The organism is Variovorax sp. GW822-FHT04E09 (genome assembly GCF_058800845.1).
This window is the reverse complement of record NZ_JBXAMR010000002.1, coordinates 22,528-48,938: the sequence shown is the minus strand read 5'-3', so window position 1 is coordinate 48,938 and position 26,411 is coordinate 22,528. Positions and strand designations below refer to the sequence as shown.

Annotated in this window: 27 protein-coding genes; 22 read left to right on the top strand and 5 right to left on the bottom strand. The window is 68.4% G+C overall.

The window, feature by feature from the left end:
- Position 1: 1 nt before the first annotated feature.
- The 16 genes from AC1RL8_RS07710 (at position 2) to mnhG (ending at position 15,997) form a co-directional block, all read left to right on the top strand.
- The gene (locus tag AC1RL8_RS07710; RefSeq protein WP_159275247.1) at positions 2-2,020 is read left to right on the top strand and encodes a bifunctional 3-phosphoshikimate 1-carboxyvinyltransferase/cytidylate kinase; all 2,019 of its coding nucleotides are present in this window, start codon (positions 2-4) and stop codon (positions 2,018-2,020) included.
- A gap of 232 nt (positions 2,021-2,252) precedes the next feature.
- On the top strand, positions 2,253-3,941 hold the full coding sequence (gene rpsA / locus AC1RL8_RS07705; protein WP_062468664.1) for a 30S ribosomal protein S1: 1,689 nt from the start codon (positions 2,253-2,255) through the stop codon (positions 3,939-3,941).
- An 80-nt stretch (positions 3,942-4,021) separates the two neighbouring features.
- Positions 4,022-4,348: an integration host factor subunit beta gene (locus tag AC1RL8_RS07700; protein WP_056582668.1), complete on the top strand. Its 327-nt coding sequence runs from the start codon at positions 4,022-4,024 to the stop codon at positions 4,346-4,348.
- Positions 4,349-4,394: 46 nt separating this feature from the next.
- Positions 4,395-4,730 (top strand): LapA family protein, encoded by a 336-nt coding sequence (locus AC1RL8_RS07695; RefSeq protein ID WP_487850198.1) that lies wholly within the window; start codon positions 4,395-4,397, stop codon positions 4,728-4,730.
- On the top strand, positions 4,720-5,907 hold the full coding sequence (gene lapB / locus AC1RL8_RS07690; RefSeq protein ID WP_492684905.1) for a lipopolysaccharide assembly protein LapB: 1,188 nt from the start codon (positions 4,720-4,722) through the stop codon (positions 5,905-5,907). The genes AC1RL8_RS07695 and lapB overlap by 11 nt, the downstream gene beginning before the upstream one ends.
- Positions 5,908-6,044: 137 nt before the next feature.
- Positions 6,045-6,377 carry a ComEA family DNA-binding protein gene (locus AC1RL8_RS07685; RefSeq protein ID WP_492684904.1) on the top strand — a complete coding sequence of 111 codons (333 nt, stop codon included), beginning with the start codon at positions 6,045-6,047 and terminating at the stop codon, positions 6,375-6,377.
- A gap of 162 nt (positions 6,378-6,539) precedes the next feature.
- Positions 6,540-7,508 (top strand): TRAP transporter substrate-binding protein, encoded by a 969-nt coding sequence (locus tag AC1RL8_RS07680; RefSeq protein WP_492684903.1) that lies wholly within the window; start codon positions 6,540-6,542, stop codon positions 7,506-7,508.
- Between the two features lie 3 nt (positions 7,509-7,511).
- On the top strand, positions 7,512-8,045 hold the full coding sequence (locus AC1RL8_RS07675; RefSeq protein ID WP_062468676.1) for a TRAP transporter small permease: 534 nt from the start codon (positions 7,512-7,514) through the stop codon (positions 8,043-8,045).
- A 22-nt stretch (positions 8,046-8,067) separates the two neighbouring features.
- Positions 8,068-9,381, top strand: a complete 1,314-nt coding sequence (locus tag AC1RL8_RS07670) for a TRAP transporter large permease (protein ID WP_174250226.1) — start codon at positions 8,068-8,070, stop codon at positions 9,379-9,381.
- Between the two features lie 25 nt (positions 9,382-9,406).
- Entirely contained in the window at positions 9,407-9,793 is a 387-nt protein-coding gene (gene crcB / locus AC1RL8_RS07665) for a fluoride efflux transporter CrcB (protein WP_070063999.1), read from the top strand.
- A gap of 77 nt (positions 9,794-9,870) precedes the next feature.
- The gene (locus AC1RL8_RS07660) at positions 9,871-12,837 is read left to right on the top strand and encodes a monovalent cation/H+ antiporter subunit A (RefSeq protein ID WP_492684902.1); all 2,967 of its coding nucleotides are present in this window, start codon (positions 9,871-9,873) and stop codon (positions 12,835-12,837) included.
- A complete protein-coding gene (locus AC1RL8_RS07655) occupies positions 12,837-13,187 on the top strand; it encodes a Na+/H+ antiporter subunit C (protein WP_056582686.1) in 351 nt (116 codons plus the stop codon). Before AC1RL8_RS07660 ends, AC1RL8_RS07655 begins: the two co-directional genes overlap by 1 nt.
- Positions 13,184-14,887 carry a monovalent cation/H+ antiporter subunit D gene (locus AC1RL8_RS07650; RefSeq protein ID WP_492684901.1) on the top strand — a complete coding sequence of 568 codons (1,704 nt, stop codon included), beginning with the start codon at positions 13,184-13,186 and terminating at the stop codon, positions 14,885-14,887. The genes AC1RL8_RS07655 and AC1RL8_RS07650 overlap by 4 nt, the downstream gene beginning before the upstream one ends.
- Positions 14,884-15,375, top strand: coding sequence for a Na+/H+ antiporter subunit E (locus AC1RL8_RS07645; RefSeq protein ID WP_062468688.1), 492 nt, complete (start codon positions 14,884-14,886; stop codon positions 15,373-15,375). The genes AC1RL8_RS07650 and AC1RL8_RS07645 overlap by 4 nt, the downstream gene beginning before the upstream one ends.
- The gene (locus tag AC1RL8_RS07640) at positions 15,372-15,650 is read left to right on the top strand and encodes a K+/H+ antiporter subunit F (protein WP_062468691.1); all 279 of its coding nucleotides are present in this window, start codon (positions 15,372-15,374) and stop codon (positions 15,648-15,650) included. The genes AC1RL8_RS07645 and AC1RL8_RS07640 overlap by 4 nt, the downstream gene beginning before the upstream one ends.
- Positions 15,647-15,997 carry a monovalent cation/H(+) antiporter subunit G gene (gene mnhG, locus AC1RL8_RS07635; protein ID WP_062468694.1) on the top strand — a complete coding sequence of 117 codons (351 nt, stop codon included), beginning with the start codon at positions 15,647-15,649 and terminating at the stop codon, positions 15,995-15,997. Before AC1RL8_RS07640 ends, mnhG begins: the two co-directional genes overlap by 4 nt.
- Positions 15,998-16,021: 24 nt before the next feature.
- Here the strand turns inward: mnhG and AC1RL8_RS07630 are convergent, their stop codons facing one another.
- Positions 16,022-17,017: an ABC transporter substrate-binding protein gene (locus AC1RL8_RS07630; protein WP_167394993.1), complete on the bottom strand. Its 996-nt coding sequence runs from the start codon at positions 17,015-17,017 to the stop codon at positions 16,022-16,024.
- 120 nt (positions 17,018-17,137) lie between these two features.
- Between AC1RL8_RS07630 and AC1RL8_RS07625 the strand changes: the two genes are divergently transcribed.
- The 6 genes from AC1RL8_RS07625 (at position 17,138) to AC1RL8_RS07600 (ending at position 22,469) form a co-directional block, all read left to right on the top strand.
- The gene (locus AC1RL8_RS07625; protein ID WP_492684900.1) at positions 17,138-17,818 is read left to right on the top strand and encodes a TetR family transcriptional regulator; all 681 of its coding nucleotides are present in this window, start codon (positions 17,138-17,140) and stop codon (positions 17,816-17,818) included.
- A gap of 83 nt (positions 17,819-17,901) precedes the next feature.
- Complete coding sequence (locus AC1RL8_RS07620; protein WP_492684899.1) at positions 17,902-18,714, top strand: ABC transporter permease; 813 nt, start codon at positions 17,902-17,904, stop codon at positions 18,712-18,714.
- Positions 18,711-19,760 (top strand): NAD-dependent epimerase/dehydratase family protein, encoded by a 1,050-nt coding sequence (locus AC1RL8_RS07615; RefSeq protein WP_070063994.1) that lies wholly within the window; start codon positions 18,711-18,713, stop codon positions 19,758-19,760. Before AC1RL8_RS07620 ends, AC1RL8_RS07615 begins: the two co-directional genes overlap by 4 nt.
- A 4-nt stretch (positions 19,761-19,764) precedes the next feature.
- Positions 19,765-20,601, top strand: a complete 837-nt coding sequence (locus AC1RL8_RS07610) for a GNAT family N-acetyltransferase (RefSeq protein WP_493196449.1) — start codon at positions 19,765-19,767, stop codon at positions 20,599-20,601.
- Positions 20,602-20,613: 12 nt separating this feature from the next.
- A complete protein-coding gene (locus tag AC1RL8_RS07605; RefSeq protein ID WP_492684897.1) occupies positions 20,614-21,681 on the top strand; it encodes a dihydrodipicolinate synthase family protein in 1,068 nt (355 codons plus the stop codon).
- Positions 21,678-22,469 (top strand): ABC transporter ATP-binding protein, encoded by a 792-nt coding sequence (locus AC1RL8_RS07600; RefSeq protein WP_492684896.1) that lies wholly within the window; start codon positions 21,678-21,680, stop codon positions 22,467-22,469. Before AC1RL8_RS07605 ends, AC1RL8_RS07600 begins: the two co-directional genes overlap by 4 nt.
- Here AC1RL8_RS07600 and AC1RL8_RS07595 read toward each other — a convergent pair.
- From AC1RL8_RS07595 to AC1RL8_RS07580, 4 genes are read right to left on the bottom strand one after another with little or no spacing between them, the layout of a single operon-like run.
- Entirely contained in the window at positions 22,445-23,512 is a 1,068-nt protein-coding gene (locus tag AC1RL8_RS07595; RefSeq protein WP_492684895.1) for an XdhC family protein, read from the bottom strand. The two genes, AC1RL8_RS07600 and AC1RL8_RS07595, sit on opposite strands and share 25 nt — an antisense overlap.
- Before the next feature lie 16 nt (positions 23,513-23,528).
- Positions 23,529-24,203, bottom strand: a complete 675-nt coding sequence (locus tag AC1RL8_RS07590; RefSeq protein ID WP_492684894.1) for an SRPBCC family protein — start codon at positions 24,201-24,203, stop codon at positions 23,529-23,531.
- A 34-nt stretch (positions 24,204-24,237) separates the two neighbouring features.
- Positions 24,238-25,452, bottom strand: coding sequence for a vWA domain-containing protein (locus AC1RL8_RS07585; RefSeq protein ID WP_492684893.1), 1,215 nt, complete (start codon positions 25,450-25,452; stop codon positions 24,238-24,240).
- Positions 25,453-25,471: 19 nt separating this feature from the next.
- Positions 25,472-26,374, bottom strand: coding sequence for an AAA family ATPase (locus AC1RL8_RS07580; protein WP_095744327.1), 903 nt, complete (start codon positions 26,372-26,374; stop codon positions 25,472-25,474).
- Positions 26,375-26,411: the final 37 nt, after the last annotated feature.

Below are 26,411 nucleotides of genomic sequence, written 5' to 3'. Positions count from 1 at the left end.
CATGTTCTCGACCGCCTTCCTCGACCTTCCCCCTCTCGCGGGCGCCGCCGGCACGGTCCGGCTGCCGGGCTCCAAGAGCATCTCCAACCGCGTGCTGCTGCTGGCTGCGCTGGCCAGCGGCACCACCACGATCCACGACCTGCTCGATTCCGACGACACGCGCGTGATGCTCGACGCCCTGCGCGCGCTGGGCTGCGGCATCGAGCCGGCCGGCGCCTCGCTGCGCATCACGGGCCTGGGCGGCCAGCTGCCGCCGTCGTTGGGCGCGACGCTGCTGCCGCTGTTCCTGGGCAATGCCGGCACCGCCATGCGTCCGCTGACGGCGGCGCTGTCGCTGCTCGGCGGCGAGTTCGAACTCAGCGGCGTGCCGCGCATGCACGAGCGCCCGATCGGCGACCTGGTCGACGCCCTCACGCAGCTGGGCTGCCGCATCGACTACCTCGGCAACCCCGGCTACCCGCCGCTGCGCATCCACCCGGTGTCGCACGACGAGCTGGCGCTGGGCGCACCGATCCGCGTGCGCGGCGACGTGTCGAGCCAGTTCCTCACCGCCCTGCTGCTGGCGCTGCCGCTCGCGGCGGCCGACGACATCGTGATCGAGGTGGTCGGCGAGCTGATCTCCAAGCCCTACATCGAGATCACGCTGAACCTGCTGGCACGCTTCGGCATCACGGTGCAGCGCGACGGCTGGGAGCGCTTCACCATCCCCGCCGGCAGCCGCTACAGCTCGCCGGGCGAGATCCACGTCGAGGCGGACGCCTCTTCTGCTAGCTATTTCATAGCGCTCGGCGCCATCGCAACGGGAGTTTCGGGGCAGAACGGCATCCGCATCGAAGGCGTCGGCGCGGCCTCGATCCAGGGCGACATCCGCTTCATCGACGCCGCCCAACAGATGGGCGCGCGGGTCGACAGCGGCCCGAACTGGCTCGAAATCCGCCGCGGCGCCTGGCCGCTCAAGGCCATCGATCTCGACGCGAACCACATCCCCGACGCCGCCATGACGCTGGCCGTCATGGCGCTGTACGCCGACGGCCCCACCACGCTGCGCAACATCGCGAGCTGGCGCGTGAAGGAAACCGACCGCATCGATGCCATGGCGAACGAGCTGCAAAAGCTCGGCGCGACGGTCGAGGCCGGGCCTGATTTCATCCGCGTCCATCCGCTGCCCGCCGCCGGCTGGCGGCCCGCCAGCATCCGCACCTACGACGACCACCGGGTCGCCATGTGTTTTTCGCTCGCGGCCTTCAATCCGGCCGGCGTGCCGGTGCGCATCCTCGAGCCGCACTGCGTCGCCAAGACCTTCCCCGACTACTTCGAGACCCTGTTCTCGGTGGCCGAGGCCGCCGAAGTGCCCGTGATCTGCATCGACGGCCCGACCGCCTCGGGCAAGGGCACGCTGGCCGCCGAGGTGGGGCGCCTGCTGGGCTATCACTACCTCGATTCGGGCTCGCTGTACCGAGTGACCGGGCTTGCTGCGCGCCGCGCCGGCCTGGAGGCCACGGCCGCGAACGAAGCGCAGATCGCCGCGCTCGCCGCCGCCCTGCCCCTGCAGTTCACCGAGGGCAAGGTGCTGCTGGCCGGCGAAGACGTGAGCGACGACATCCGCACCGAAGCCGCCGGCATGGACGCCTCCCGCGTCTCCGCGCTGCCCGCCGTGCGCGAGGCGCTGCAAGACCTGCAACACCGCTTTCGCCGCCTGCCCGGCCTGGTGGCCGACGGGCGCGACATGGGCACCGTGATCTTCCCCGACGCGGCGCTCAAGGTGTTCCTCACGGCGGGTGCCGCCCAGCGCGCCGAACGGCGGCATAAGCAGTTGATTTCAAAGGGTATTTCGACTACACTCGACAGTCTTCGCTCCGACTTGGAAGCACGTGACGCCCGGGACTCTTCCCGCAGCGTTGCACCTCTGAAGCCGGCGCAGGACGCTCGCCACCTCGACAACTCCCAGCTGTCCATCGAACGCTCGATCGACACGGTGTTGAACTGGTGGCAAGAAATTCAACCGTTCAAGTCCGCTTGAGCGGATTGAAGTGCAGCCTTTCAAGTCCGCTTGAAAGGCTTGCGTCTCCCGGGTGTTCCGGGTGGCGCCTACCGCTCCAGCAGGCTCCTTCCGCGCGACAGCGCACCGGCCTGCTGGTTGTTCAACCAACCGGGCTCACGCCCACAACCTAACCGCCGTCTACAGACCCACAGCAGCCGCACGCAATTTCGCAAGAGCGCCTGCCAACCCTGCCTGACGGAAGGAACCATAAATGTCTGAATCTTTTGCCGACCTATTCGAAGAGTCCCTGAAGCGTTCCGAAATGCGCAGCGGCGAGGTCATCACCGCCGAAGTCGTGCGTGTCGAACACAACCACGTCGTCGTCAACGCCGGTCTGAAGTCCGAAGCGTATGTGCCGATCGAAGAGTTCAAGAACGACAAGGGCGAACTCGAAGTCCAGGCCGGCGATTTCGTTTCCGTTGCCATCGGCAGCGTTGAAAACGGCTACGGCGACACCATCCTCTCGCGCGACACCGCCAAGCGTCTGGCTTCGTGGCTCGCCCTCGAGAAGGCCCTGGAATCGGGCGACTTCGTCACCGGCACCACCAGCGGCAAGGTCAAGGGCGGTCTCACCGTCCTGGTCAACGGCATCCGCGCGTTCCTGCCGGGTTCGCTGATCGACACGCGTCCGATCAAGGACCTGACCCCGTACGAAAACAAGACCCTCGAATTCAAGGTCATCAAGCTCGATCGCAAGCGCAACAACGTCGTGCTGTCGCGCCGTGCCGTGGTCGAAGCCAGCATGGGCGAAGAACGCGCCAAGCTGATGGAAACCCTGAAGGAAGGCGCAGTCGTGCGCGGCGTGGTCAAGAACATCACCGAATACGGTGCGTTCGTGGACCTCGGCGGCATCGACGGCCTGCTGCACATCACCGACATGGCATGGCGCCGTGTCCGCCACCCGAGCGAAGTCGTTCAGGCCGGCCAGGAAATCACCGCCAAGATCCTCAAGTTCGACACCGAAAAGAACCGTGTCTCGCTGGGTCTCAAGCAAATGGGTGACGACCCGTGGATGGGCGTTTCGCGCCGCTACCCGCAATCGACCCGCCTGTTCGGCAAGGTCACGAACATTGCCGACTACGGCGCGTTTGTCGAACTCGAACCCGGCATCGAAGGCCTGGTGCACGTCTCCGAAATGGACTGGACCAACAAGAACATCGCTCCGAACAAGATCGTCTCGCTGGGCGACGAAGTCGAAGTCATGGTTCTGGAAATCGACGAAGACAAGCGCCGCATCAGCCTGGGCATGAAGCAGTGCAAGGCCAACCCGTGGCAAGAGTTCGCGCAAAACACCAAGCGTGGCGACCGCGTCAAGGGCCCGATCAAGTCGATCACCGACTTCGGCGTGTTCGTGGGTCTGGCTGCCGGCATCGACGGCCTGGTTCACCTCTCGGACCTCTCGTGGAACGAAACCGGCGAAACCGCCGTTCGCAACTACAAGAAGGGCCAGGAAGTCGAAGCGATCGTGCTGGCTGTCGATGTCGACCGCGAGCGCATCTCGCTGGGCATCAAGCAGCTCGACAGCGATCCGTTCACCACGTTCACCACCGTGAACGACAAGGGCCAGATCGTGACCGGCAAGGTCAAGACCGTGGACGCCCGCGGCGCTGAAATCGACCTCGGCGAAGACATCATCGGCTACCTGCGTGCTTCGGAAATCTCGCGCGACCGCGTCGAAGATGCCCGCAACGTGCTCAAGGAAGGCGACGAAGTCACGGCCATCGTGGTGAATGTGGATCGCAAGACCCGCAACATCCAGCTGTCGATCAAGCAGAAGGACATGGTCGACGAGCAAGGCGCCATGGCCAGCCTGAGCCAGCAGTCGGCACGCGAAAACGCGGGCACGACCAGCCTGGGCGCCCTGCTGCGCGCCAAGCTCGACAACAGCGACAACAAGTAAGCTGAGTCCGAAGACAGAGGCAGGCCCCCGGGGCCGCTCTGTCTTTTTTTTCGTCCACGTTTTTCGTTTATGTTTGGCCTATGACCCGCTCAGACCTCGTCGAAGAACTCGCCGCCCGTTTCGCGCAGCTCACGCACCGCGATGCCGAATACGCCGTCAAGACCATCCTGGACGCCATGAGCGACGCGCTGGTGCGCGGCCATCGCATCGAGATCCGTGGCTTCGGCAGCTTCTCGGTCAACCGCCGTCCGCCGCGCATCGGCCGCAACCCGCGTTCGGGCGAGAGCGTGCAGATTCCCGAGAAGCGCGTGCCGCACTTCAAGCCGGGCAAGGCGCTGCGCGAAGCCGTCGACGCGAAGACCGCCGAACTCGATGCAGGCAAGGAAGCCGCCGGCCGCAAGGCCTGATGCAAATGAATGCAAACGTAGAATGCTCCCGGCAACGGGAACAGCTATGAAGTACCTCCTGTGGCTGCTCAAGGCAGCCATTTTTTTTACGCTCTTCGCCTTCGCGCTGAACAACCAGCACGACGCGACCGTCTACTTCTTCTTCGGAACCCACTGGCGCGCGCCGCTGGTGCTCGTCGTGCTCGCGGCCTTTGCCGGCGGGCTCGTGGTCGGCGCGCTGGGCATGCTGCCCGGCTGGTGGAAACACCGCTCCGCCGCGGCGCAAGTGCCTGCGACCACCGAAGCCCCCTCGCCCGCACCGCTGGCCACTGCGACCGCCTCCGCGGCAACGCCGTCCATCTCCGCCACCGACCTTCCCGCCGTACGTCAACATGGACTTTGATCCCAGCTGGCTGCTGATCGGCCTGCCCGTCGCCTTCGTGCTGGGCTGGCTCGCATCGCGCTTCGACATCCGCCAGCTCAAGCTCGAGAACCGGCAGGCACCCAAGGCCTACTTTCGCGGCCTGAACTTCCTGCTCAACGAGCAGCAGGACCAGGCCATCGACGCCTTCATCGAGGCCGTGCAGAACGACCCCGACACGCAGGAGCTGCACTTCGCGCTCGGCAACCTGTTCCGCCGCCGCGGCGAGTACCAGCGCGCCGTGCGCGTGCACGAGCACCTGCTGGGGCGCGGCGACCTGAGCCGTGCCGACCGCGAGCGCGCGCAGCATGCGCTGGCGCAAGACTTCCTGCGCGCCGGCCTGCTCGACCGCGCCGAAGCGGCGCTACAGAAGCTCGAAGGCACGCGCTACGAGAACGAGGCCCGCCTCGCGCTGCTGGCCATCTACGAACGCTCGCGCGAATGGGCGCAGGCCGCCGACGTGGCACAGAAGCTCGACGAGTCCGACCAGGCCAGCTACAGCACGCGCCGCGCCCACCACCTGTGCGAGCAGGCCAACGAACGCGTGGCGGCCGGCGACCTGCAAGGCGCCGGCGACCTGCTCACGCAGGCCCGCGCCCTGGCGCCGCAGGCACCGCGCCCGGCCATCGACACCGCCACCTTGCAACTGCGCAACGGCGAAGCCGCCGCGGCCTTCGACACGCTCGAAGGGCTCAGCGACACGGCGCCGCTGGCACTGCCGCTGTACGCCGCAGCACTGCAGAAGGCCGCCGTGGCCGCGCAGCGCGAAGGCGAGGCGCTGGCATTGCTGCAGCGGCGCTATGCCGAGTCACCGTCGATCGACGTGCTCGAGGCGCTGATCGCGCTCGGCGGCACGCCGGCCCGCACGGCATCGGACACGCCTGCCGAAGAAGCGCCCGCCCCCACGCCGCGCGACAGCTACATCGCCCACCTCGCACACCAGCCCTCGCTCGTCGCGGCATCGCGCTGGCTGGCCGGCGAGCGTTTCGAGCACGAGCAGTTCCATCCGCAGGTGCAACGCGCGCTCGACCAGGCCACCCGTCCGCTCATGCGCTACCGCTGCGCGGCCTGCGGCTTCGAGGCGCACCAGTACTTCTGGCACTGCCCCGGCTGCCAGGCCTGGGACAGCTACCCGCCGCGGCGCGTGGAAGAACTCTGACCACGGTTCGGAACAATCGTCACACGGGGCCCTGGGCCCCGTTTTCACGTCAACTGCCGCGTTCGCCCTCTCGTTGAGCCGAAGCCGATATTCCTGTCGGCATAGCCATACCAACGATTGAAGAGGGAGTTTTCACCATGTTCAAGAAAGTCATCGCCACGCTCGCCATGTGCTTCGCGGCCGTCTCGTTCGCCGCCGTCGATGCCAACAAGGGCAGCGCCGCCGACCTCGACGGCCTCAAGGGCGTCGGCCCGTCGCTGTCCAAGCGCATCCTCGACGCCCGCAAGGAAGGCGAGTTCAAGGACTGGCCCGACCTCATGCAGCGCGTGAAGGGCGTGAAGGAAAAGAGCGCGGCCAAGCTGTCGGCTGAAGGCCTGACGGTCAACGGCCAGAGCTTCAGCGGCGCGGCGGCCCCGGCCAAGGCGGGCAAAGCCGCCAAGGTGGCCGAAGCGAAACCCGCCAAGCAGTGACACTGCCCTGACACGAAGAAACCGCCCCTGAGGCGGTTTTTTTACGCCCGCACCTGGTGCCGCATCGACACCACATGACAGGGAAATGCCTCAGCGAATGGCCCGGAATTTGCACGTATGCTTTTCTTTCATTCAGCTTTGACTACATTCCGGAGCGCGTCCATGAATCACAAGTTCGGCATTGCCCTGGCGGGCCTCACCCTTGGCGCCGCCGCCTTCGCGCAAACCAAGTGGGACCTGCCCACCGCCTACCCCGCGACCAACTACCACACCGAGAACATCACGCAGTTCGCCAAAGACGTGGACGCGGCCACCGGCGGCAAGCTGAAGATCACGGTGCACGCCAACGCGTCGCTGTTCAAGGCACCCGAGATCAAGCGCGCCGTGCAAAGCGGCCAGGCCCAGGCCGGCGAGATCCTGCTGGCCAACTACGCCAACGAGAACCCGATCTACGCGCTGGACGGCGTGCCCTTCCTGGCCACCACCTATCCCGAAGCCCGCAAGCTCTACGACGCCTCCAAGCCCGCGATGGACAAGCTGCTGGCCGCCCAAGGCATCAAGGTGCTGTTCGTGGTGCCATGGGCGCCGCAGGGCATCTACACCAAGAAGGAGATCGGCTCGGTGGCCGACCTGCGCGGCATCAAGTGGCGCGCCTACAGCCCGGCCACGGCCAAGATCGCCGAGCTCATCGGCGCGCAGCCGGTGCAGATTCAGCAGGCCGAACTGAGCGCCGCCATGGCCACCGGTGTGATCGAGAGCTACATGAGCTCAGGCTCCACCGGCTACGACACCAAGACCTTCGAGCACATCAAGAACTTCTACGACACGCAGGCCTGGATTCCGAAGAACGCGATCCTCGTGAATGCCAAGGCGTTCGATGCGCTCGATGCGACCACCAAGGCGGCAGTGACCAAGGCCGCAGCCGACGCCGAGGCGCGCGGCTGGAAGGTCGCGCAGGAGAAGAACGACGAATACAAGCGCCTCTTGGCCGAGCGCGGCATGAAGATCCACAAGCCCTCGCCCAAGCTGGACACCGACATGCGCCAGGTCGGCGGCATCATGCAGGCCGACTGGCTCAAGGCCGCCGGTGCCGACGGCGCGGCGATCGTCGACGCCTACAAGAAGAAGTAAGCCGTGAGGCGCTTCCTCGACCGCCTGTACAACGGTGCCGGCGCGCTCGGCGCGTTCTGCGTGTTCCTGATCTTCGTGCTGATGATCGTGGCCGGCGTGGGCCGGCAGATGAACTGGCACGTGAGCGGGCTCAACGACGCGGTGGCCTGGCTGTGCGCGGCGGCGGCCTTCTTCGCGATGGCGCACGCTTTTCGCCACGGCGACTTCGTGCGCGTCACGCTGCTGCTCGATGCCGTGCCGCCCAAGGTGCGCCGCGTGCTCGACGTGGCCTGCCTGCTGGTCGCCGCCGTGTCGGTGGCCTACCTGACCTACTGGGCCACCAGCTTCACGTACGAGAGCTACGAGTTCAAGGAGATGGCCACGGGCCTGCTCGTGATCCCGATCTGGATTCCGCAGTCGAGCTTCGTGATCGGCTGCTGGCTGCTGCTCATCGCCATGGTCGACGAACTCGTCGGCGTGGTGCGCGGCGAGAAACCCAGCTACCAGCGCGCCGTCGAAGAGCGCCATGCTGCGGGCGACTTCTCCTCCGACGTCTGAACGACAACAACAAAAGACACCGATGCTCGAAACCCTTCTGATGGGCGCGCTGCTGCTCGGCATCATGCTGTTGCTGCTCGCCGGCGGCGTCTGGATCGCCATGACCCTGGCCATCGTCGGCTGGGTCGGCCAGGCCTTCTTCACCAACACCCTGCCCGGCAAGAACCTGTTCTCGGCCTTCTGGGAAAGCAATGCGAGCTGGGAGCTCGCGGCGCTGCCGCTGTTCATCTGGATGGGCGAGATCCTCTTCAGAACCAAGCTCAGCGAGGAGATGTTCGAAGGCCTGCGGCCGTGGCTCAACCGCGTGCCCGGCCGGCTCATGCACACCACCATCCTCGGCTGCGGCGTGTTCGGCTCGGTCTCGGGCTCCTCGGCCGCCACCTGCGCGACCATCGCCAAGGTGGCACTGCCCGAGCTCAAGCGCCGCGGCTACAACGAGAAGCTGGCCATCGGCTCGCTGGCCACGGCTGGCACGCTGGGCATCCTGATCCCGCCCTCGATCACCATGGTGGTGTACGCGGTGGCGGCCGACGCCTCGATCATCCGCATCTTCCTGGCCGGCTTCCTGCCGGGCTTTTTGCTGATGCTGCTGTTCTCGGGCTACATCGGCTGGTGGAGCCTGCGCCACCCCGACCAGGTGCCGCCGGCCGATCCACCGACCACCTTCATGGAGAAGATCAGGCTGTCGGGCAACCTCATCCCGTGCGCGCTGCTGATCGTGTTCATCGTCTGGGTGCTGGTGGCCGGTTGGGCCACGGCCACCGAGTGCGCGGCCTTTGGGGTGCTGGGCTCGCTGGCCATCGCGGCCTATGGCAAGAGCCTGACCTGGCAGAACTTCAAGGACGGGATCATGGGCGCCACGCGCACCAGCTGCATGATCATGTTCATCCTGGCCGGGGCTGCGTTCCTGACCAAGACCATGGCCTTCACCGGCATCCCGCGCGAGCTGGCCGAGTGGGTCGACAGCATGCACCTGTCGCCCTATGCGCTGATCGGCGCGCTGGTGGTGGTGTACCTGGTGCTGGGCACGGCGCTGGACGGCATCTCGATGATCGTGCTGACCAGCGCGGTGGTGCTGCCGATGATCCAGAAGGCGGGCTTCGATCTGGTCTGGTTCGGCATCTTCGTGGTGCTGCTGGTCGAGATCGCCGAGGTCACGCCGCCGGTGGGCTTCAACCTGTTCGTGCTGCAGAACATGACCGGAAAAGACAGCAACGTGATCGCCAAGGCGGCGATTCCGTTCTTCTTCTGCCTCGTGCTGTGCATCGCGCTGATCACGCTGTTCCCGGGTATCGTCACGATCCTGCCCGACCTGGTGATGGGCAAGGAGAAATGACAGTGCGACGACGACAAGGGAACGGATGCCTCCTCTATTGCCGGTTCTAGCGATCTGCGTGGGCGCCTCGTGCGGCGCCCTCGCCCGCTGGGGCCTGGGCCTGTGGCTCAACACCGGCGGCCCCGTGCCCTACGGCACGCTGGCCGCCAACCTCGTCGGCGGCTACCTCGTCGGCGTGGCCGTGGCCGTCTTCCAGGCGCTGCCGCAGCTCGACCCGGTGTGGCGGCTGCTGCTCATCACCGGCTTCCTCGGCGGACTCACGACCTTCTCGAGCTTCTCGGCCGAAGTGGTCGCGCTGCTGCTCGGCGGACGACCCTTGCTGGCGCTGGGCACCGGCCTGCTGCACCTGTGCGGCTCGCTGGTGCTGACCTGGCTGGGCATCCGCAGCGTGCAGCTCGTGCTGGCTGCGTGACAGCGAAAAAACTGCCCGTGCTCCTGCGGTTATAGACAGGGGCTCTCCAGAGGGTCGGTCGATAGAATCGACCCCCGATGCCCCTCGCCCTTCTCGTCGCACTCCCCTTTCTTGCCAGCGTGCTGGCCGCGTTGATGCCGTCCAACGCGCGCAACCGGGAGTCGACCCTTGCAGGGCTCGTCGCATTGGGCTGCGCGATCCAGGTCGCCTGGCTCTTTCCGCAGATCGCACACGGCAACGTGCTGCGCCAGGAGATCGAGTGGCTGCCCGCCCTCGGCCTGAACCTCGTGTTCCGCCTCGACGGCTTCGCGTGGCTGTTCTGCATGCTGGTGCTGGGCATCGGCGCGCTGGTGGTGCTCTATGCGCGCTACTACATGTCGGCCTCCGACCCGGTGCCGCGCTTCTTCTCGTTCTTCCTCGCGTTCATGGGCGCGATGATGGGCGTGGTGCTCTCGGGCAACCTGATCCAGATGGTGCTGTTCTGGGAGCTCACCAGCCTCTTCTCCTTCCTGCTCATCGGCTACTGGCACCACCGGCGCGACGCGCGGCGCGGCGCGCGCATGGCGCTCACCGTCACCGGCGCGGGCGGGCTGTGCCTGCTGGCCGGCGTGCTCGTGCTGGGCCGCATCGTCGGCAGCTACGAGCTCGACATCGTGCTGGCCTCGGGCGACATCATCCGCGCGCACGCGCTGTACCCGGTGGCACTGGTGCTGATCCTGCTCGGCGCGTTCACCAAGAGCGCGCAGTTTCCGTTCCACTTCTGGCTGCCGCGCGCGATGGCCGCGCCCACGCCGGTGTCGGCCTACCTGCACTCGGCCACCATGGTGAAGCTGGGCGTGTTCCTCATGGCGCGCCTGTGGCCCGTGCTCTCGGGCACCGAGCAGTGGTTCTGGATGGTGGGCGGCGCGGGCGCGATCACGCTGCTTCTGGGTGGCTTCGCGGCCATGTTCCAGCGCGACCTGAAGGCGCTGCTGGCCTACTCGACCATCTCGCACCTGGGCCTCATCACGCTGCTGCTGGGCCTGAACAGCCCGCTGGCGGCGGTCGCGGCAGTGTTCCACGTGATGAACCACGCGACCTTCAAGGCCTCGCTGTTCATGGCGGCCGGCATCATCGACCACGAGACCGGCACGCGCGACATCCGCAAGCTCAGCGGCCTGATGCGCCTCATGCCCATCACGGGCACGCTGGCCATCATCGCCAGCGCCTCGATGGCCGGCGTGCCGCTGCTCAACGGCTTCCTCTCGAAGGAAATGTTCTTCGCCGAGACCGTCTTCATCCAGGCCACGCCCTGGATCGACTTCAGCCTGCCGGTCATCGCCACCCTCGCGGGCATCTTCAGCGTGGCGTACTCGGCGCGCTTCGTGTTCGACGTGTTCTTCGGCCCGCCCTGCGGCCCCGACGTGCCCAAGCCCCCGCACGAGCCGCCGCACTGGATGCGCGTGCCGGTCGAGCTGCTGGTGCTGGTGTGCCTGGTGGTGGGCGTGGCGCCGGCCTGGTCGGTCGGCCCGATGCTCGCGGCCGCGGCCACGCCGGTGGTCGGCGGCACGCTGCCCGTCTACAGCCTGGCCGTGTGGCACGGCTTCAACCTGCCGCTGATGATGAGCTTCGTCGCGCTGGCAGGCGGCGCCGTGCTCTACCTGCTGCTGCGCCGTCCGCTGGGCAGCGGGCGCCTGGAGCACACGCCGCTGCTGCACCGCTTCGACGGGCAGCTCATCTTCGAACACCTGATCGCGCTGCTGAGCGAAGCCGGCCGGCGCAGCCGCCGCCTCTTCGGCACGCGCCGCCTGCAATGGCAGCTGCTGTGGCTGGTGGTGGTGGCCGTGGCCGGCGCCGCGGCCTCGCTGTGGACCACGCCGGCCGAGCGCGGCACGCGCGAGCTGCTGCCGTTCTCGCCGATGTTCGCGATGACCTGGCTCATCGGCTGCACCTGCGCCGTGGCCGCCGCCTGGCAGGCCAAGTTCCACCGGCTCGCGGCGCTGATGCTGGCCGCGGGCGCCGGGCTGGTCTCATGCGTCACCTACATCTGGTTCTCGGCGCCCGACCTTGCACTCACGCAGCTGGTGGTCGAGGCCGTGACCACGGTGCTCATCCTGCTCGGCCTGCGCTGGCTGCCGATGCGCAGCAAGGACGTGGTGCAGCCCGCGCGCATGCGGCTGCGCCCCTGGGGCCGGCGCGGGCGCGACCTGCTGGTGGCCAGCATCGCCGGCTGCGGCATGGCGGCGCTGGCCTGGGCGATGATGACGCGCACCTTCCCGCAGAGCATCTCGCCCTTCTTCCTCGAGCGCGCGCTCACCGAAGGCGGCGGCACCAACGTGGTCAACGTGATGCTGGTCGACTTCCGCGGCTTCGACACCTTCGGCGAGATCACGGTGCTGGGCATCGTGGCGCTCACCGTGTATGCGCTGCTGCGGCGCTTCCGCCCGGCCATCGAATCGATGGCGCTGCCCATTCAGCAGCGGCTGCAGGTCGACGACGGCAGCAGCGACCTGCTGAACCCGCGCCGCGCCACCGACTCTGCCATCGGCTATCTGATGGTGCCGGCCGTGCTGGTGCGCCTCGTGCTGCCGGTGGCCGTGCTGGTGTCGGTGTATTTCTTCATGCGCGGCCACAACGCGCCCGGCGGCGGCTTCGTCGCGGGGCTGGTGATGTCGGTGGCGCTGGTGCTGCAGTTCATCGTCTCGGGCACCGAGTGGGTGGAAGAACACCTGCGCATCTACCCGCGCCGCTGGATCGCCATCGGCCTGCTGTTCGCGCTCGCCACCGGCGGCGGCGCGATCGTGTTCGGCTACCCGTTCCTCACCACGCACACCGCGCACGTGCACGTGCCGCTGCTGGGCGACATGCACGTGCCCAGTGCCCTCTTCTTCGACATCGGCGTGTTCGCGCTGGTGCTCGGCGCCACCATGCTGATCCTGACCGCGCTGGCCCACCAGTCCATCCGAAGCCACCGCTGGGCCGACGAGCAAGAAGAGAAAGAAGCGCAGGCCCGCGCGGCCGCCGAAGCCGAAGAAGCGGCTGCCGCCACCGGAGGGGCCCGCTGATGGAAATCGTGCTGGCCATCGCCATCGGCGTGCTCACCGGCTCGGGCGTGTACCTGCTGCTGCGTCCGCGCACCTTCCAGGTCATCATGGGCCTGACGCTCATCTCGTACGCGGTCAACCTGTTCATCTTCAGCATGGGCCGGCTCAAGGTCGACAGCGAGCCGGTGCTGGTCGAAGGCTTCAAGGCCACGCTGGCCAACACGGCCGACCCGATGCCCCAGGCGCTGGTGCTCACGGCGATCGTGATCGGCTTCGCGATGACCGCCCTGTTCCTCGTCGTGATGCTCGCCTCGCGCGGCCTGTCGGGCACCGACCACGTGGACGGTGAAGAGCGGGAGGCGGTCGAATGAACGACGTGTTCCACCTGCTCGACCGCTTCCTCGAATTCAGCATGCCGCACCTGGTGGCGGTGCCCATCCTCGTGCCCATGCTCACGGCGGCGCTGATGCTGCTGATGAACGAGAACCACCGGCGCACCAAGTCCTTCCTCAGCGTGGTCTCGGGCCTGGTCGGCCTGCTGGCCGCGCTCGCGCTGCTGCGCTGGGTGAACGCGGCCGACACCGGCGGCGGCCCGGGCTCCATCGGCGTGTACCTGCCGGGCAACTGGCGCGCGCCCTTCGGCATCACGCTGGTGGCCGACCGGCTCTCGACCATGATGGTCGCGCTCACGGGCGTGGTGGCCTTCGCGGCCTCGATCTACTCCACCTCGCGCTGGGACCGCGCGGGCGTGCACTTTCATCCGCTGCTGCAGCTGCAGCTCATGGGCCTGAACGGCGCCTTCCTCACGGGCGACCTGTTCAACCTGTTCGTGTTCTTCGAGGTGATGCTGGCCGCCTCGTACGGCCTGCTGCTGCACGGCTCGGGCCGGCTGCGCGTGCGCGCCGGGCTGCACTACATCGCGATCAACCTCGCGGCCTCGTCGCTGTTCCTGATCGGCGCAGCCATCCTGTACGGCGTGACCGGCACGCTCAACATGGCCGACCTGGGCGCGCGCATCGCCGAGCTCGCGCCGGGCGACCGCGGCCTGGTGCACGCCGCCGCGGCCATCCTGGCCACCGCGTTCTTCGCCAAGGCGGGCGCGTGGCCGCTGAACTTCTGGCTGGTGCCGGCCTACAGCGCGGCCGTGTCGCCGGTGGGCGCGGTGTTTGCGCTCCTGACCAAGCTCGGCGTGTACACCGTGCTGCGCCTGTGGACCGTGCTGTTCGCGCCCGACACCGGCGCCTCGGCCGCCTTCGGGCAGGCCGCGCTGGTGGGCGTGGGGCTGGCGACGCTGTTCGTCGGCGCCATCGGCATCGTCGGCACGCAGCGGCTGTCGAACCTCGCGGGCTTCAGCGTGCTGGTGTCGGCGGGCACGCTGCTGGCCGCCGTCGGGCTGGGCGATCCGGCCGTGTGGGCGGGTGCGCTGTATTACATGCTGAGCTCGACGCTCGCGGTGGCGGCCTTCTTCCTGCTGATCGACATGATCGAGCGCTGGCGCAATGCGGGCATGAGCGTCGCGCCGCACGAGGCGGCGGGCAACGCGCCCTTCCTGGCCGAAGACCTGCGCGCGCTCGACGACGTGAACCTCGACGACGACGCCCAGGCGCTCTACGGCCGCGCCATTCCGGCGGGCGTGGCCTTCCTGGGCCTGAGCTTCATGCTGTGCACGCTGCTGCTGGCGGGCCTGCCGCCGCTGTCGGGCTTTGTCGGCAAGTTCGCGATGCTCTCGGGCCTGCTCGACGGCAGGACCGTGGCCTCGGCCGGCTGGACCTTCCTGGGCCTGCTGATCGTCTCGGGCTTTCTCTCGCTGATCGCGCTGAGCCGCACCGGCATCCGCCATTTCTGGACGCAGCCCCACGCCACCATGCCCTCGCTGCCCGCGCTGGAGGTGCTGCCGGTGGCCGCCCTGCTCGCGGCCTGCGTGGCGCTCACGGTCTGGGCCGAACCCGTGATGCAGCACGCGCAGGCCACCGCGGGCGGCCTGCGCACGCCCACCGCGTACCGCAACGCCGTGCTGGGCGCCAAGCAGGTGCCGAACCCGGTGCCCGCGAAGGCGGAGGCCCAGCCATGAAGCGCCTGATGCCGTCCCCGCCGCTGTCGTTCGCGCTGTTCGTCATCTGGCTGCTGCTCAACCAGTCGCTCGAGGCGGCCACGCTGCTGTCGGCCGCGCTGCTCGCCATTGCCGTGCCGCTGATCACCAAGGGCCTGCGCCCCGCCACCGTGCGCATGCGCCGGCCCGGCGTGGCGCTGCGGCTGTCGTTCCTCGTCACCTTCGACATGCTGAAGTCGGCGTACGACGTGGCGCGGCTGCTGCTCACGCGCCGCACCGCCGACATCTCGGCGCGCTTCGTGCAGATTCCGCTGGACATGCGCGACCCCAACGGCCTCGCCGTGCTCGCGATGATCATGTGCCTCACGCCCGGCACGGCCTGGGGCGAGGTGTCGTTCGACCGCACCACGCTGCTGATCCACGTGTTCGACCTCGAGGACGAGGCGGCCTTCATCGCCCTGATCAAGACCCGCTACGAACGTCCGCTGATGGAGATTTTCGAATCATGACGCCTGTTCTCTTCTGGGCCCTGAAGGCCGCGCTCTTCCTGCTGGCCGTGGCGATGCTGTGCGCGCTCTTTCGCCTGCTGGCCGGCCCGTCCGCGCAGGACCGCGTGATGGCACTCGACTGCCTCTACATCAACGGCATGCTGATGATGCTGGTGCTGGGCATCAACTACGCGAGCAGCGTGTACTTCGAGGCGGCGATGCTGGTGGCGCTGTTCGGCTTCGTGGGATCGACCTCGATCGCCAAGTTCTTGCTGCGCGGGGAGGTCATCGAATGAGCGCCACTGCACTTCCTCTTTGGGCCGAGATCATCACCGCCGTGTTCGCCGTGCTGGGCGCGGCCTTCGCGGCCATCGGCTCCTTCGGCCTGGTGCGCATGCCCACCTTTTTCCGCCGCATCCATGCGCCCACGCTGGGCGCCACCGTGGGCGCCTGGTGCCTGACGGTGGCCACCATCGCCTACTTTTCGGTGCAGGGCTTCAGCCTGTTCCTGCACGCGGTGCTGATCGTGCTGTTCATCGTGCTGACGGCGCCGATCACCACCATCTTCCTGATGCGTGCCGCCCTCTTCCGCGAACGGCAGAAGGGCAACACGAAGGTGCCGCCCTCCTCCGAGTCGCGCTGAAGCGGCTCCCTCCTTCTCCTTGCCTCAGTTGGGCGCCATGCGCACGCCCTTGTCGAGGAACTCGTTGGTGAAGAGCGTCGCGGGGTCGTAGGCCTTGTCGATGCCGATCAGCGAGGACACCAGTTCGTAGTCGGCCTTCACGCGCGCACCGTCGAAGGCGCCGAGCGCCACCTTGGTGGTGGTGTCGTCGCGCATCAGCTGCTTGATGCGATTCCACTGGTCGCGCTGGTTGTCGGGCGTGAGGCCGCTCACGCTGGCCTGCAGCGCCTGCAGGCAGGGCTCGAAGCTCTTCACACAGGCGTCGTAGGCGCGCTGCGTCACGGCCACGAACTTCTTCACCTGGCCGGGGTTCTTCGCGAGGTACGGGCCGTTCACGATCAGCGAGTTGCCGTACACGTTCACGCCCGCGTCGCGCCACGGCTGAAAGCCCAGGTCGGCGCCGAACTCGCGCGCCTTCAGGTCGTGCTCGTTGTAGAAATCGCTGATGATGTCGACCGACTTGCTCTTCAGCGCCGCCACCTTGGCCTGCGGGCTCACGTTGACGAAGGTCACGCTGGCCGGGTCGAGCCCCACCTTCTTGGCAAAGGCCGGCCACATGAGGCGCGCGGCGTCGCCGGGCGGGTTGCCGATCTTGCGGCCCGCGAAGTCCTTGGGCCCGTTGATGCCCGACGACTTGAGCCAGTAGAAGCCCTGCGGGCTGTTGGCGTAGATGACCATCACGGCCTTCACGTCGGCGCCCTTGCCCTTGGCCTGGATCGTGGTGGGCAGGTCGGAAATGCCCAGGTCGCTGCCGCCGGTGCCCACGCGCTGCGCCGACACGGCCGAGCCCTTGCCGGCCTCGATGTTCAGGTCGATGCCCGCCTCGGTGTACCAGCCCTTGGCCTTCGCGAAATAGATCGGCGCATGATCGGCCGTGGGTGTCCAGTTGAGCATCAGGCTCATGGCATCGGCCGCGAACGCGGCAGGGGCCGAGGCCATGAGCAAGGCGGTGGCGCCGGCGGCCGACAACAGCTTTTTCATGCGGAACACTCCAAAAGAAGGTAAAAACAGGTCCTGCAATTCATATTACCAACTGTTTGGTTGACAGGCAATCCAGATCATCCAGACTGCGTTGCCCCTGCCGGGAGAATCAAGAACACCATGACCGCCACCAGCCCTACCCGCATCGCCCGCAGCACCGTTTCCACGAAACGCGAGCGCGATCCCGTCGCCGCCAAGCAGGCCCTCATCGCCGCTGCAGTGGCCGAGTTCGCCACCAAGGGCTTCGCGGGCGCGCGCGTCGACGAGATCGCCGCCAACGCCGGCGTCAACAAGCAGCTCGTGTACCACTACTTCGACAGCAAGCAGGGGCTGTACCTCGTCGCGCTCGAATCGGTCTACGCCGAGATCCGCGAGAAGGAACAGAAGCTCACGCTCGACGAACTCGAGCCGCTCGAAGCCATGAAGCAGCTGGTGGCCTTCTCGTTCGACTACCTGGCCGAGCACCCCGAGTTCATCGCACTGCTGGCCGACGAGAACCGCAACCACGGCGCGCACCTGCGCGAGTCGGAGCGGCTGCAGAAGATGCACTCGCCCTTCATCGAGATGCTCGAGGCCACGCTCGAGCGCGGCGTGGCGGCCGGCGTGTTCCGGCCCGACTTCGACGCGATCAACCTCTACATCTCGATCGCCGGCATCTCGTATTTCTTCTTCTCCAACAACCACACGCTGTCGGCCATCTTCGGCAAGCCGCTCGATGCGCGCGGCGCGCTGCTGCAGCGGCGCCGGCATGTGATCGAGTTCGCGCTCAACGCCTTGCGCCCCGACAAGGCCGCCGCATGAAAATTATCAACTAGTTGGTTGACTCGGGTCGTGGCGACTCCTATGATTCGCCGCATTGCTTCTTCCCTGACCCAGGAACAGACATGACGGCACCCGACGGCGCGCTGGCGCCCCTCGCTTCCACGCCCCTGTCGGGCGAGCGCCCCGAATGGCAGCGCTGGTCCCTCGTGGTCGCAGTGCACCTGGCGGGCATCGCGCTGTGGGAGCTGGCGGTGCGGATCTTCGCGATCCAGCCCTTCATCCTGCCGGCGCCCTCGAAGGTGCTGGCCACGCTGGCCAACCCGAACTACAGCTGGCTCAAGAACACCGGCGTCACCGCGCTCGAAGTGTTCGGCGGCTACGCGCTGGGCCTGGTGCTCGGCATTCTTTGCGCCCTGCTCTTCATCACCAGCAAGCGGCTGATGCTGCTGGTGTTCCCGCTGCTGGTCACGCTCAACATGATCCCGAAGGTGGCGATGGGGCCGCTGGTGATCGTGTGGTTCAGCTACGGCATCGGGCCGAACATCCTCATCACCTTCAGCCTGTGCTTCTTCCCGATCCTGCTGACCACCATCCGCGGCCTGAACGAGACCGAGCCCGAGTTGCTCGACCTCGTGCGCGCGCTCAAGGGCTCGCGCTGGCAGCTGTTTCGCTACATCCAGCTGCCGGGCTCGCTGCCGTACGTGTTCTCGGGCATGAAGGTCGCCACCATCCTCGCTGTGGCGGGCGCGGTGGTCGGCGAGTTCATCGCCTCGGAACGCGGCCTGGGCTATCTGATGATCCAGGTCCAGGCCTCGCTGGACACGCCCGCGGTCTTCATGGCCGTGCTGCTCATCACGGGCCTGGGCGTGCTGCTCTATCTGCTGGTGCTCCTGCTGGAGCGCCTCTTCATCACCCAGGACGCAAGAATCCAATGACCTCCACGCCTGTCCTCGACGACCTGCCCTTTCCCGAGCGCTTCGAGAGCGAAGCCGCGCTTGAAGACTACCTGGCCACGCCCTCGCGCGACCTCGTGCGCGACATGGCCCGCCTCGACGGCGACCTGATGATCCTCGGCGTGGGCGGCAAGATGGGCCCGACGCTGGCCCGCCTCGCGAAGAACGCCATGCCCGGTCGCCGCGTGATCGCCGTCGCCCGCTTCAGCGAAGCCGGCGTGCGCGAAGCGCTCGAAGCGCACGGCATCGAGACCATCGCCTGCGACCTGCTCGACCGCGCCGCCATCGCCGCGCTGCCGCCGTGCGCCAACGTGGTCTTCATGGCCGGGCGCAAGTTCGGCGCCGACGCAGACAACCCGCTGACCTGGGCCATGAACGCGCACGTGCCGGCGCTGGTGGCCGAGCACTTCCACGCCTCGCGCATCGTCGCCTTCTCGACCGCCTGCGTGTACCCCTTCGTGCCCGTGACCAGCCAGGGCGCGAGCGAGAGCGACGCGCCCAACCCGCCCGGCGAATACGCCAACTCGTGCGTGGGCCGCGAGCGCATGTTCGAGTACTTCTCGCAGCGCCACGGCACGCCGGGCCGCCTGTTCCGCCTGAGCTACGCCATCGACCTGCGCTACGGCGTGCTGGCCGACGTGGCGCTCAAGGTGTGGCGCGGCGAGCCGGTCGACGTGACCATGGGCCACGTCAACGTGATCTGGCAGGGCGACGCGAACGCGCAGGCGCTGCGCTGCCTCGCGGCGGCCACGGTGCCGACCTCGCCGCTGAACGTGAGCGGGCCCGAGACGACGTCGATCCGCTGGCTTGCGGAAGAATTCGCGCGCCAGTTCGGCAAGCCCGTGACGATCAGCGGGCAAGAGGCCCCGACCGCCTGGCTCATGAACACTGGCGAAGCCGAGCGCCTGTTCGGCTACCCGCGCGTGCCGCTGGCACAGCAGATCCGATGGGTGGCTGACTGGATCTCGCGCGAGCAACGCCAGTACGGCAAGCCGACCAAGTTCGAATCCCGCGACGGCAAGTACTGAGCCCATGACCATGCCCGCCGTCGAAGCCCTGTCGTCGATCACGCCCGGCATCGCCCCGATGCTCGACGCGCTGGTTGCCGCGAGCGGCTGGAACCAGACCGCGCACGACTGGCGGCTGTTCGAGCGGCTCGGCACGGTGCATGGCGTGCGCGATGGCGAGGGCCAGCTCATCGCCAGCGGCGCCGTGCTGCCGATGGACGGCGTGGCGTGGATCAGCATGATCCTCGTGAGGCCCGCCGCGCGCGGGCAAGGCCTGGGCCGCGCGGTGTTCGCGCGCTGCCTCGACCAGGTGAAGACCGCCGGCCTCGTCGCCATGCTCGACGCCACGCCGCAGGGCGAGCCGCTCTATGCGAGCTTCGGCTTCACGCCGCTGTGGCGCCTCACGCGCTGGCAACGCGAAGCCGCGCCCGCCACTGCATCGCTCGCCACGGACAAGCCGGCCCTCGACAACCTGGCCGCGCTCGACGCGCAGGCGCTGGGCTTCGCGCGCCCCGCCGTGCTCGCCGACCTGCTCGGCCGCGACGACAGCCGCTGCGTGCGCAACGGCCTGGGCTTCGGCCTCGTGCGCGCGGGCCGCACCGCGCACCACATCGGGCCGCTGCTGTCGTCCGATGAGGCCACGGCCGCCGCGCTGCTGACGCAGGCCGCACGCGGCCTCGACGGCCGCATCTACATCGACGTGCCCGACGACCGCAAGGCCATGACCGCCGCATTGCGCGCTGCCGGCTTCACACCGCAGCGCAGCTTCGCACGCATGGCGCTGGCCACGCGCGAGGGCGCGCAGCCGCCCACCGGACACCCCGCCTTCATCCACGCCATCGCCGGCCCCGAGTTCGCCTGAGGACCTTCGCCCATGCCACTGAACCGCTCCGACCTTCCCGCCGACGTGCTTGCGCTGCTGTCGCAAGGCACCGTCATCCCGGCGCATCCGCTCGCGCTCGACGCCGACCGCCAGCTCGACCGCCAGCGCCAGCGCGCGCTCACGCGCTACTACGTCGATGCCGGCGTCGGCGGCCTCGCGGTGGGCGTGCACACCACGCAGTTCGCGATCCGCGAGCGCGGCCTGTACGCCACCGTGCTCGAGGCTGCGATGCAGGACCGCCTGGCCTGGAACGACCGTCCGATGGCGATGATCGCCGGCCTGTGCGGCCCGACCGCGCAGGCGCAGGCCGAGGCACGCACCGCCGTTTCCCTGGGCTATCACGCGGGGCTGCTGAGCCTGGCGGCGCTGGCCGGCTCGTCGGAAGATGCGCTGATCGCCCACTGCGAGGCGGTGGCGCAGGAGATTCCGCTGATCGGCTTCTACCTGCAGACCGTGGTCGGCGGCCCGATTCTGTCGAGCGACTTCTGGCGCCGCTTCGCGCTCATTCCCAACGCGCTGGCGATCAAGGTGGCGCCCTTCAACCGCTACCGCAGCATCGACGTGGTGCGCGGGCTGGTCGATGCGCGCGCCGAGGAGCGCGTGTTCCTCTACACCGGCAACGACGACCACATCGTGCTCGACCTCGCGCTGCCTTTTGCCGCGATGCGCGACGGCGCGCCCGTGCAGGTTCGCTTCCGTGGCGGCCTGCTGGGCCACTGGTCGGTGTGGACGTCGAGCGCGGTGCACCAGCTGCAGCAGATCAAGGCCGAGCTGGCCGCCAGCGGCGGTGCGCTGAGCCCTGCCCTGCTCGCGCTCGACTCGCGCGTGACCGACTGCAACGCCGCCTTCTTCGACGTGGCGAACAACTTCCACGGCTGCATCGCGGGCTGCCACGAGGTGTTGCGGCGCCAGGGCCTGCTCGAAGGCATCTGGTGCCTCGACCCGGAAGAAGGCCTGGGCCACGGACAGTCGGCGGAAATCGACCGCGTCTACCGCCAGCACGGCGACCTGGCCGACGACGCCTTCGTGCGCGACAACCTCGCACGGTGGCTGGCATGAGCGCCGTTCTGGCCCCCGTACAAGATGCGCCGCTGATCCGCATGCGGCAGCTGCGCAAGGTCTACCGCAAGCGCAACGAAGAATTCCTCGCCGTCTCCGACGTCACGATGGACGTGCATGCGGGCGACATGATCTCGCTGGTCGGCCCCTCGGGCTGCGGCAAGTCGACGCTGCTGAAGATTCTCTCAGGCCTGCACGGCCACGACGGCGGCACGCTCGAAATCGGCGGCCCTGGCGGCACGGGCTTCAACCCGGGCCGCGACGTCGGCATGGTGTTCCAGCAGCCGCTGCTGCTGAAGTGGCGCACCATTCTCGAGAACGTGCTGCTGCCCGCCGACATCCTCGGGCTGGACCGCAAGGCCGCCAAGGCGCGCGCGCACGAGCTGCTCGACATGGTCGGCCTCACGGGCTTCGCCGACAAGCTGCCCTACGAACTCTCGGGCGGCATGCAGCAGCGCGCCGCCATCGCTCGCGCGCTCATCCACGACCCGAAGCTGGTGCTCATGGACGAGCCCTTCGGCGCACTCGATGCGCTCACGCGCGAGAAGATGAACCTGGAGATGCTGCGCATCTGGGAGCGCAGCCGCAAGACCTTCATCGTGGTCACGCACAGCATCCAGGAAGCCGTGTTCCTGGGCTCGCACTGCGCCGTGCTCACAGCCGGGCCGGCGCGCATGGCCGACTTCTTCCGCATCGACCTGCCCGAGCCGCGCAAGCTGCACGTGAAGACCAGCCCGGAGTTCAGCGAGCACGTGCGCCGCATCTACGACCTGCTGGGCGTGGACTGAGCCCCGCCCCGTAATTCAGCTCGGCTGGGCTGCAGCTGCTGGATTTCCTTGGCGCGCGCCACTTCGACTTCGCGCGGCAAGGTCACGGCGTTCTTCACCGCCAGGATCTCCGCCATCACGCTCACCGCGATCTCGGGCGGCGTCTTGCTGCCGATGAAGATGCCGATGGGCCCGCGCAGGCGCGCGAGCGACTCGGCCGTCTGGTCGAAGTGCTCGATCATGCGGTCGCGCCGGGCGTCGGCGTTGCGACGCGAGCCGATGGCGCCCACGTAGAAGGCCTCGCTCTGCAACGCTTCGAGCAGCGCGAGGTCGTCGAGCTTGGGATCGTGCGTGAGCGCGACCACGCAGCTGCGACGGTCGGGCTTGAAGGCCAGCACGGCGTCGTCGGGCATCTCGGTGGTGATCGTCACGCCGGACAGCGTCCACGCGGTGCGGTACTCGGCGCGCGGGTCGCACAGCGTCACGGCAAAGCCGCTGAACTTGGCCATGGTCGCCAGGTACTCGGCAAGCTGGCCGGCGCCGATCAGCAGCATGCGGTACTCGGGGCCGAAGGTGTTGGTGAGCTCGGTGTCGTTCACCGTGAGCTCGTCGGGCGCGGTCGCCTCGGCCAGCCGCACCGCGCCGGTGGCCAGCGTCACCGTGCGGCGCATGAGCTTGCCGCGTTCGAGTTCGGCGACCAGCGTGTCGAGCGTGTCGGCGTCGGGCGCGTATTCGAGCAGCAGCTCGAGCGTGCCGCCGCAGGGCAGCCCGAAGCGGTGCGCCTCGTCGGCCGTGATGCCGTACTTGACGAGCGCGGGCGGCGCGCCCAACGGCACGTCTTCGCCCTTGCCGTGGGCATGGCTGTAGCGCGCGATGAGGTCGTCTTCGATGCAGCCGCCCGAGACCGAGCCGACCACGGCGCCGTCCTCGGCCAGCGCCATGATCGAGCCCACGGGCCGCGGCGACGAGCCCCAGGTGCGCACCACGGTGGTCAGCAGCGCGCGCTTGCCGGCACGCCGCCAGTCGCGCAGCGTGCGCAGCACCATGACGTCGAGGTTTTCCATGGCAGGACCTTGTGCGTCAGGCGGCGTCGCCCGGGGTGGATGCGTCCTTGGCGTCCTCGCCGTCCTTCTTGCCGAAGCCCATCTTCTTCATGAGGCCCGACATCACGCCGGCCTTCTCGGCGGGCGCCTCGGCCGCCGCTTCCGCGGGCGGTGCGGGCGGCGGGCCGTAGCGGCTTTGCATCTCGGCCTCGAAGCGCTTGAAGAAATCGTCGGCGGTGGACTTGGCCGCGCCGTCGATCAGGCGCTGGCCGAGCTGGGCGATCTTGCCGCCGACCTGGGCCTGCACGGTGTAGTCGAGTTCGCAGCCGGCGGGTGCCGCGGCCACGGGGGCGGCGTCGGCTACGGGTGCGCTGTCGGTCACGGCCACGGCGGACGCCGCCTCCAATGCGCCGGCCACCGGCTTGAGCGACACGCTCGACGAGCCCTTGGCAAACCCCGCCACGCCGCCCTGCCCCTCGAAGGTGAGCTTGTAGCCGTCGGGCGCGACGATGTCCGACAGCATCACCTTGCCGCTGAACTTGGCCGACACCGGGCCGATCTTCACGGCCAGCGCCACGCTGTAGGTGTTGTCGCCCGTGAGCTCGAACTTGTCGCAGCCGGGGATGCACTTCTTGAGCGTCTCGGGATCGTTGAGCGCGTCCCAGGCCTGTTGTTGGGTGACGCCGAGGCGGCGGTTTCCGAGCATTTCCATGGTGGGTTTCCTTTGTTCCTTCCTGGGCGCTGGCCTAGCGACTGGCGCGCATCAGCGCGGCCAGGCTGGCGGCCAGCTGTTCGAGTGCATTCAGATTGTGGACCGCCAGCATCGCGTCCGCATGGCGGTGCAGCACGGCGGCCCCACGCGCCAGAGGGGCGTAGCCCTCGAAGCGCAGCAGCGGGTTGAGCCACAGCAGCCGGCGCGAATGGCGCTTCAGCCACTGCAGCTCGGTCTCGAGCAAGGCGGGCTCACCTGTGTCGAGGCCGTCGCTGATCACCAGCACCAGCGTGCGGCGGCCGATGAGCCGGCGTGCATGCGACTGGCGCAGCTCGGCCAGCGAGCCGCCCAGCCGCGTGCCGCCTGCGAAGTCGTCGATGGCAAGGCTGGCGGCCCCCAGCATGGCGTCGGTGTCGGCCAGCCGGAAGGCCGGCGTGAGGTCGGTCAGCCGCGTGCCGAAGGCGAACACGTCGCGTCGGCCGGCTCGCCGCGTGGCGGCATGCAGGAAGGCCAGCAGCAGGCGGGCGTAGCGCTCCATCGAGCCCGACACGTCGACCAGCACCAGCAGCGGCAGAGGCTGCTCGCGCCGCGCCAGCCGGGGCAGGCGCAGGATCTCGCCGCCGGTGCGGGCCGCCTCGTGCAGCACACCGGGCCAGTGCATGCGCGCGTGCGCACGGCCGGCATCGCCCGCCGGGCGCAGGCGGCGCGCAGGCAGTTCGGGCACCGGCAAGCGGATGTCGCGCGCCAACCGCTCGACCAGCCGGTACTCGGCCGCGCCCAGCGCATTGAAGTCGGCATGCTGCAGCCGCTGGCGGTCGCTGGCCGTCATGGCGGCGTCGAACTTGATTTCCTCGTCGGGCTTGGTCGGTGCTGCGGGCTTCACGGCATCGCGCGGCGGACTCAGCGCCTCGCGCACGCGCGGGCGGCGCTTGGAGGGCTCGGCCTTGCCCTCGGCGCTGGGCAGCATCTGGGCGAGCAGCTTGTTGGCCAGTTCGGGGTCGCGAAACCACGCGTCGAAGAGTTCGCGGAACACCAGCCGGTCCTGCTCGCGGCTGACCATCACGGCTTCCATGGCGGCGCCCAGGTCGAGCTTGTCTTCCACGCCGACCAGCGTGGCCGCCTCGGTGGCGAGCGCGATGCGCATGGCATCGGTGCGCACGCCGGCGCGGCGCAATGCGCGGCCGAAGGCGGCGATGTTGCCCGCCAGCTTGCCGCTGCGCACGTCGCCGAGTTGCTGGATGCCGGCCATGTAGGTGCCTCGGCCTCGCTCAGCTCGCGAGCGGTTCCTCGGGCCTCAGCAGGTCGGAGGCCAGCTCGTGCGTCAGCGCCGCCACGTCGTCGCGCTGCTTGAAGAGGATGCCGGCGGTGTCGACGACCACTTCGGGGTCGAGTTCGACGGTGTCGAGCGCAATGAGCGCCCGCGCCCACTCCACGCTTTCGGCGATGCCGGGCGCGCGCTGGAAGGCATTGACGAACGGCGCCGAGCGCAGCCGCGCGACGAAGGCCGCCACCTGCGCCGACAGCGCCTCGCCGGCCTGCGGCACCTGCGCCCGCACGATGGCGAGCTCGCGCTCTCGCTCGGGGTAGTCGAGCCAGTGGTAGAGGCAGCGCCGCTTCACGGCGTCGTTGAGCTCGCGCGTGCGGTTGCTGGTGAGCAAGGTGACGGGCGGCACCACGGCGCGCACGGTGCCCAGCTCGGGAATGCTGACCTGGTACTCGCCCAGGTACTCGAGCAGGAAGGCTTCGAAGGGCTCGTCGGCGCGGTCGACCTCGTCGATCAGCAGCACCGAGCCAGGGGCCGGCGTCTGCAGTGCCTGCAGCAGCGGGCGGCGGATCAGGTAGTGCGGCTGGTAGACCTCGGCCTCCACGTCGCGTGCTGCTCCGGTGGCCTCGGCCGCGCGCATGTGCAGCAGCTGCGCGGCGTAGTTCCATTCATAGAGCGCCTCGCGCTGCTCCATGCCGTCGTAGCACTGCAGGCGCAGCAGCTCGCGGTTCAGGGCCGTCGACAGCGCCTTGGCCAGCTCGGTCTTGCCGACGCCGGGTTCGCCTTCGAGCAGCAGCGGGCGCTGCAGCTTGAGGGCGAGGAACACCGCGGTGGCCAGGCGGCGGTCGGCAAAGTAGCCGGCCTGCCGCAAGCCGTCGGAAAGGGCGTCGATGGTCGGGAAGATCATGGGCAAGCGTAGCGGAAGACGCGAGGGTGTCGCGCCT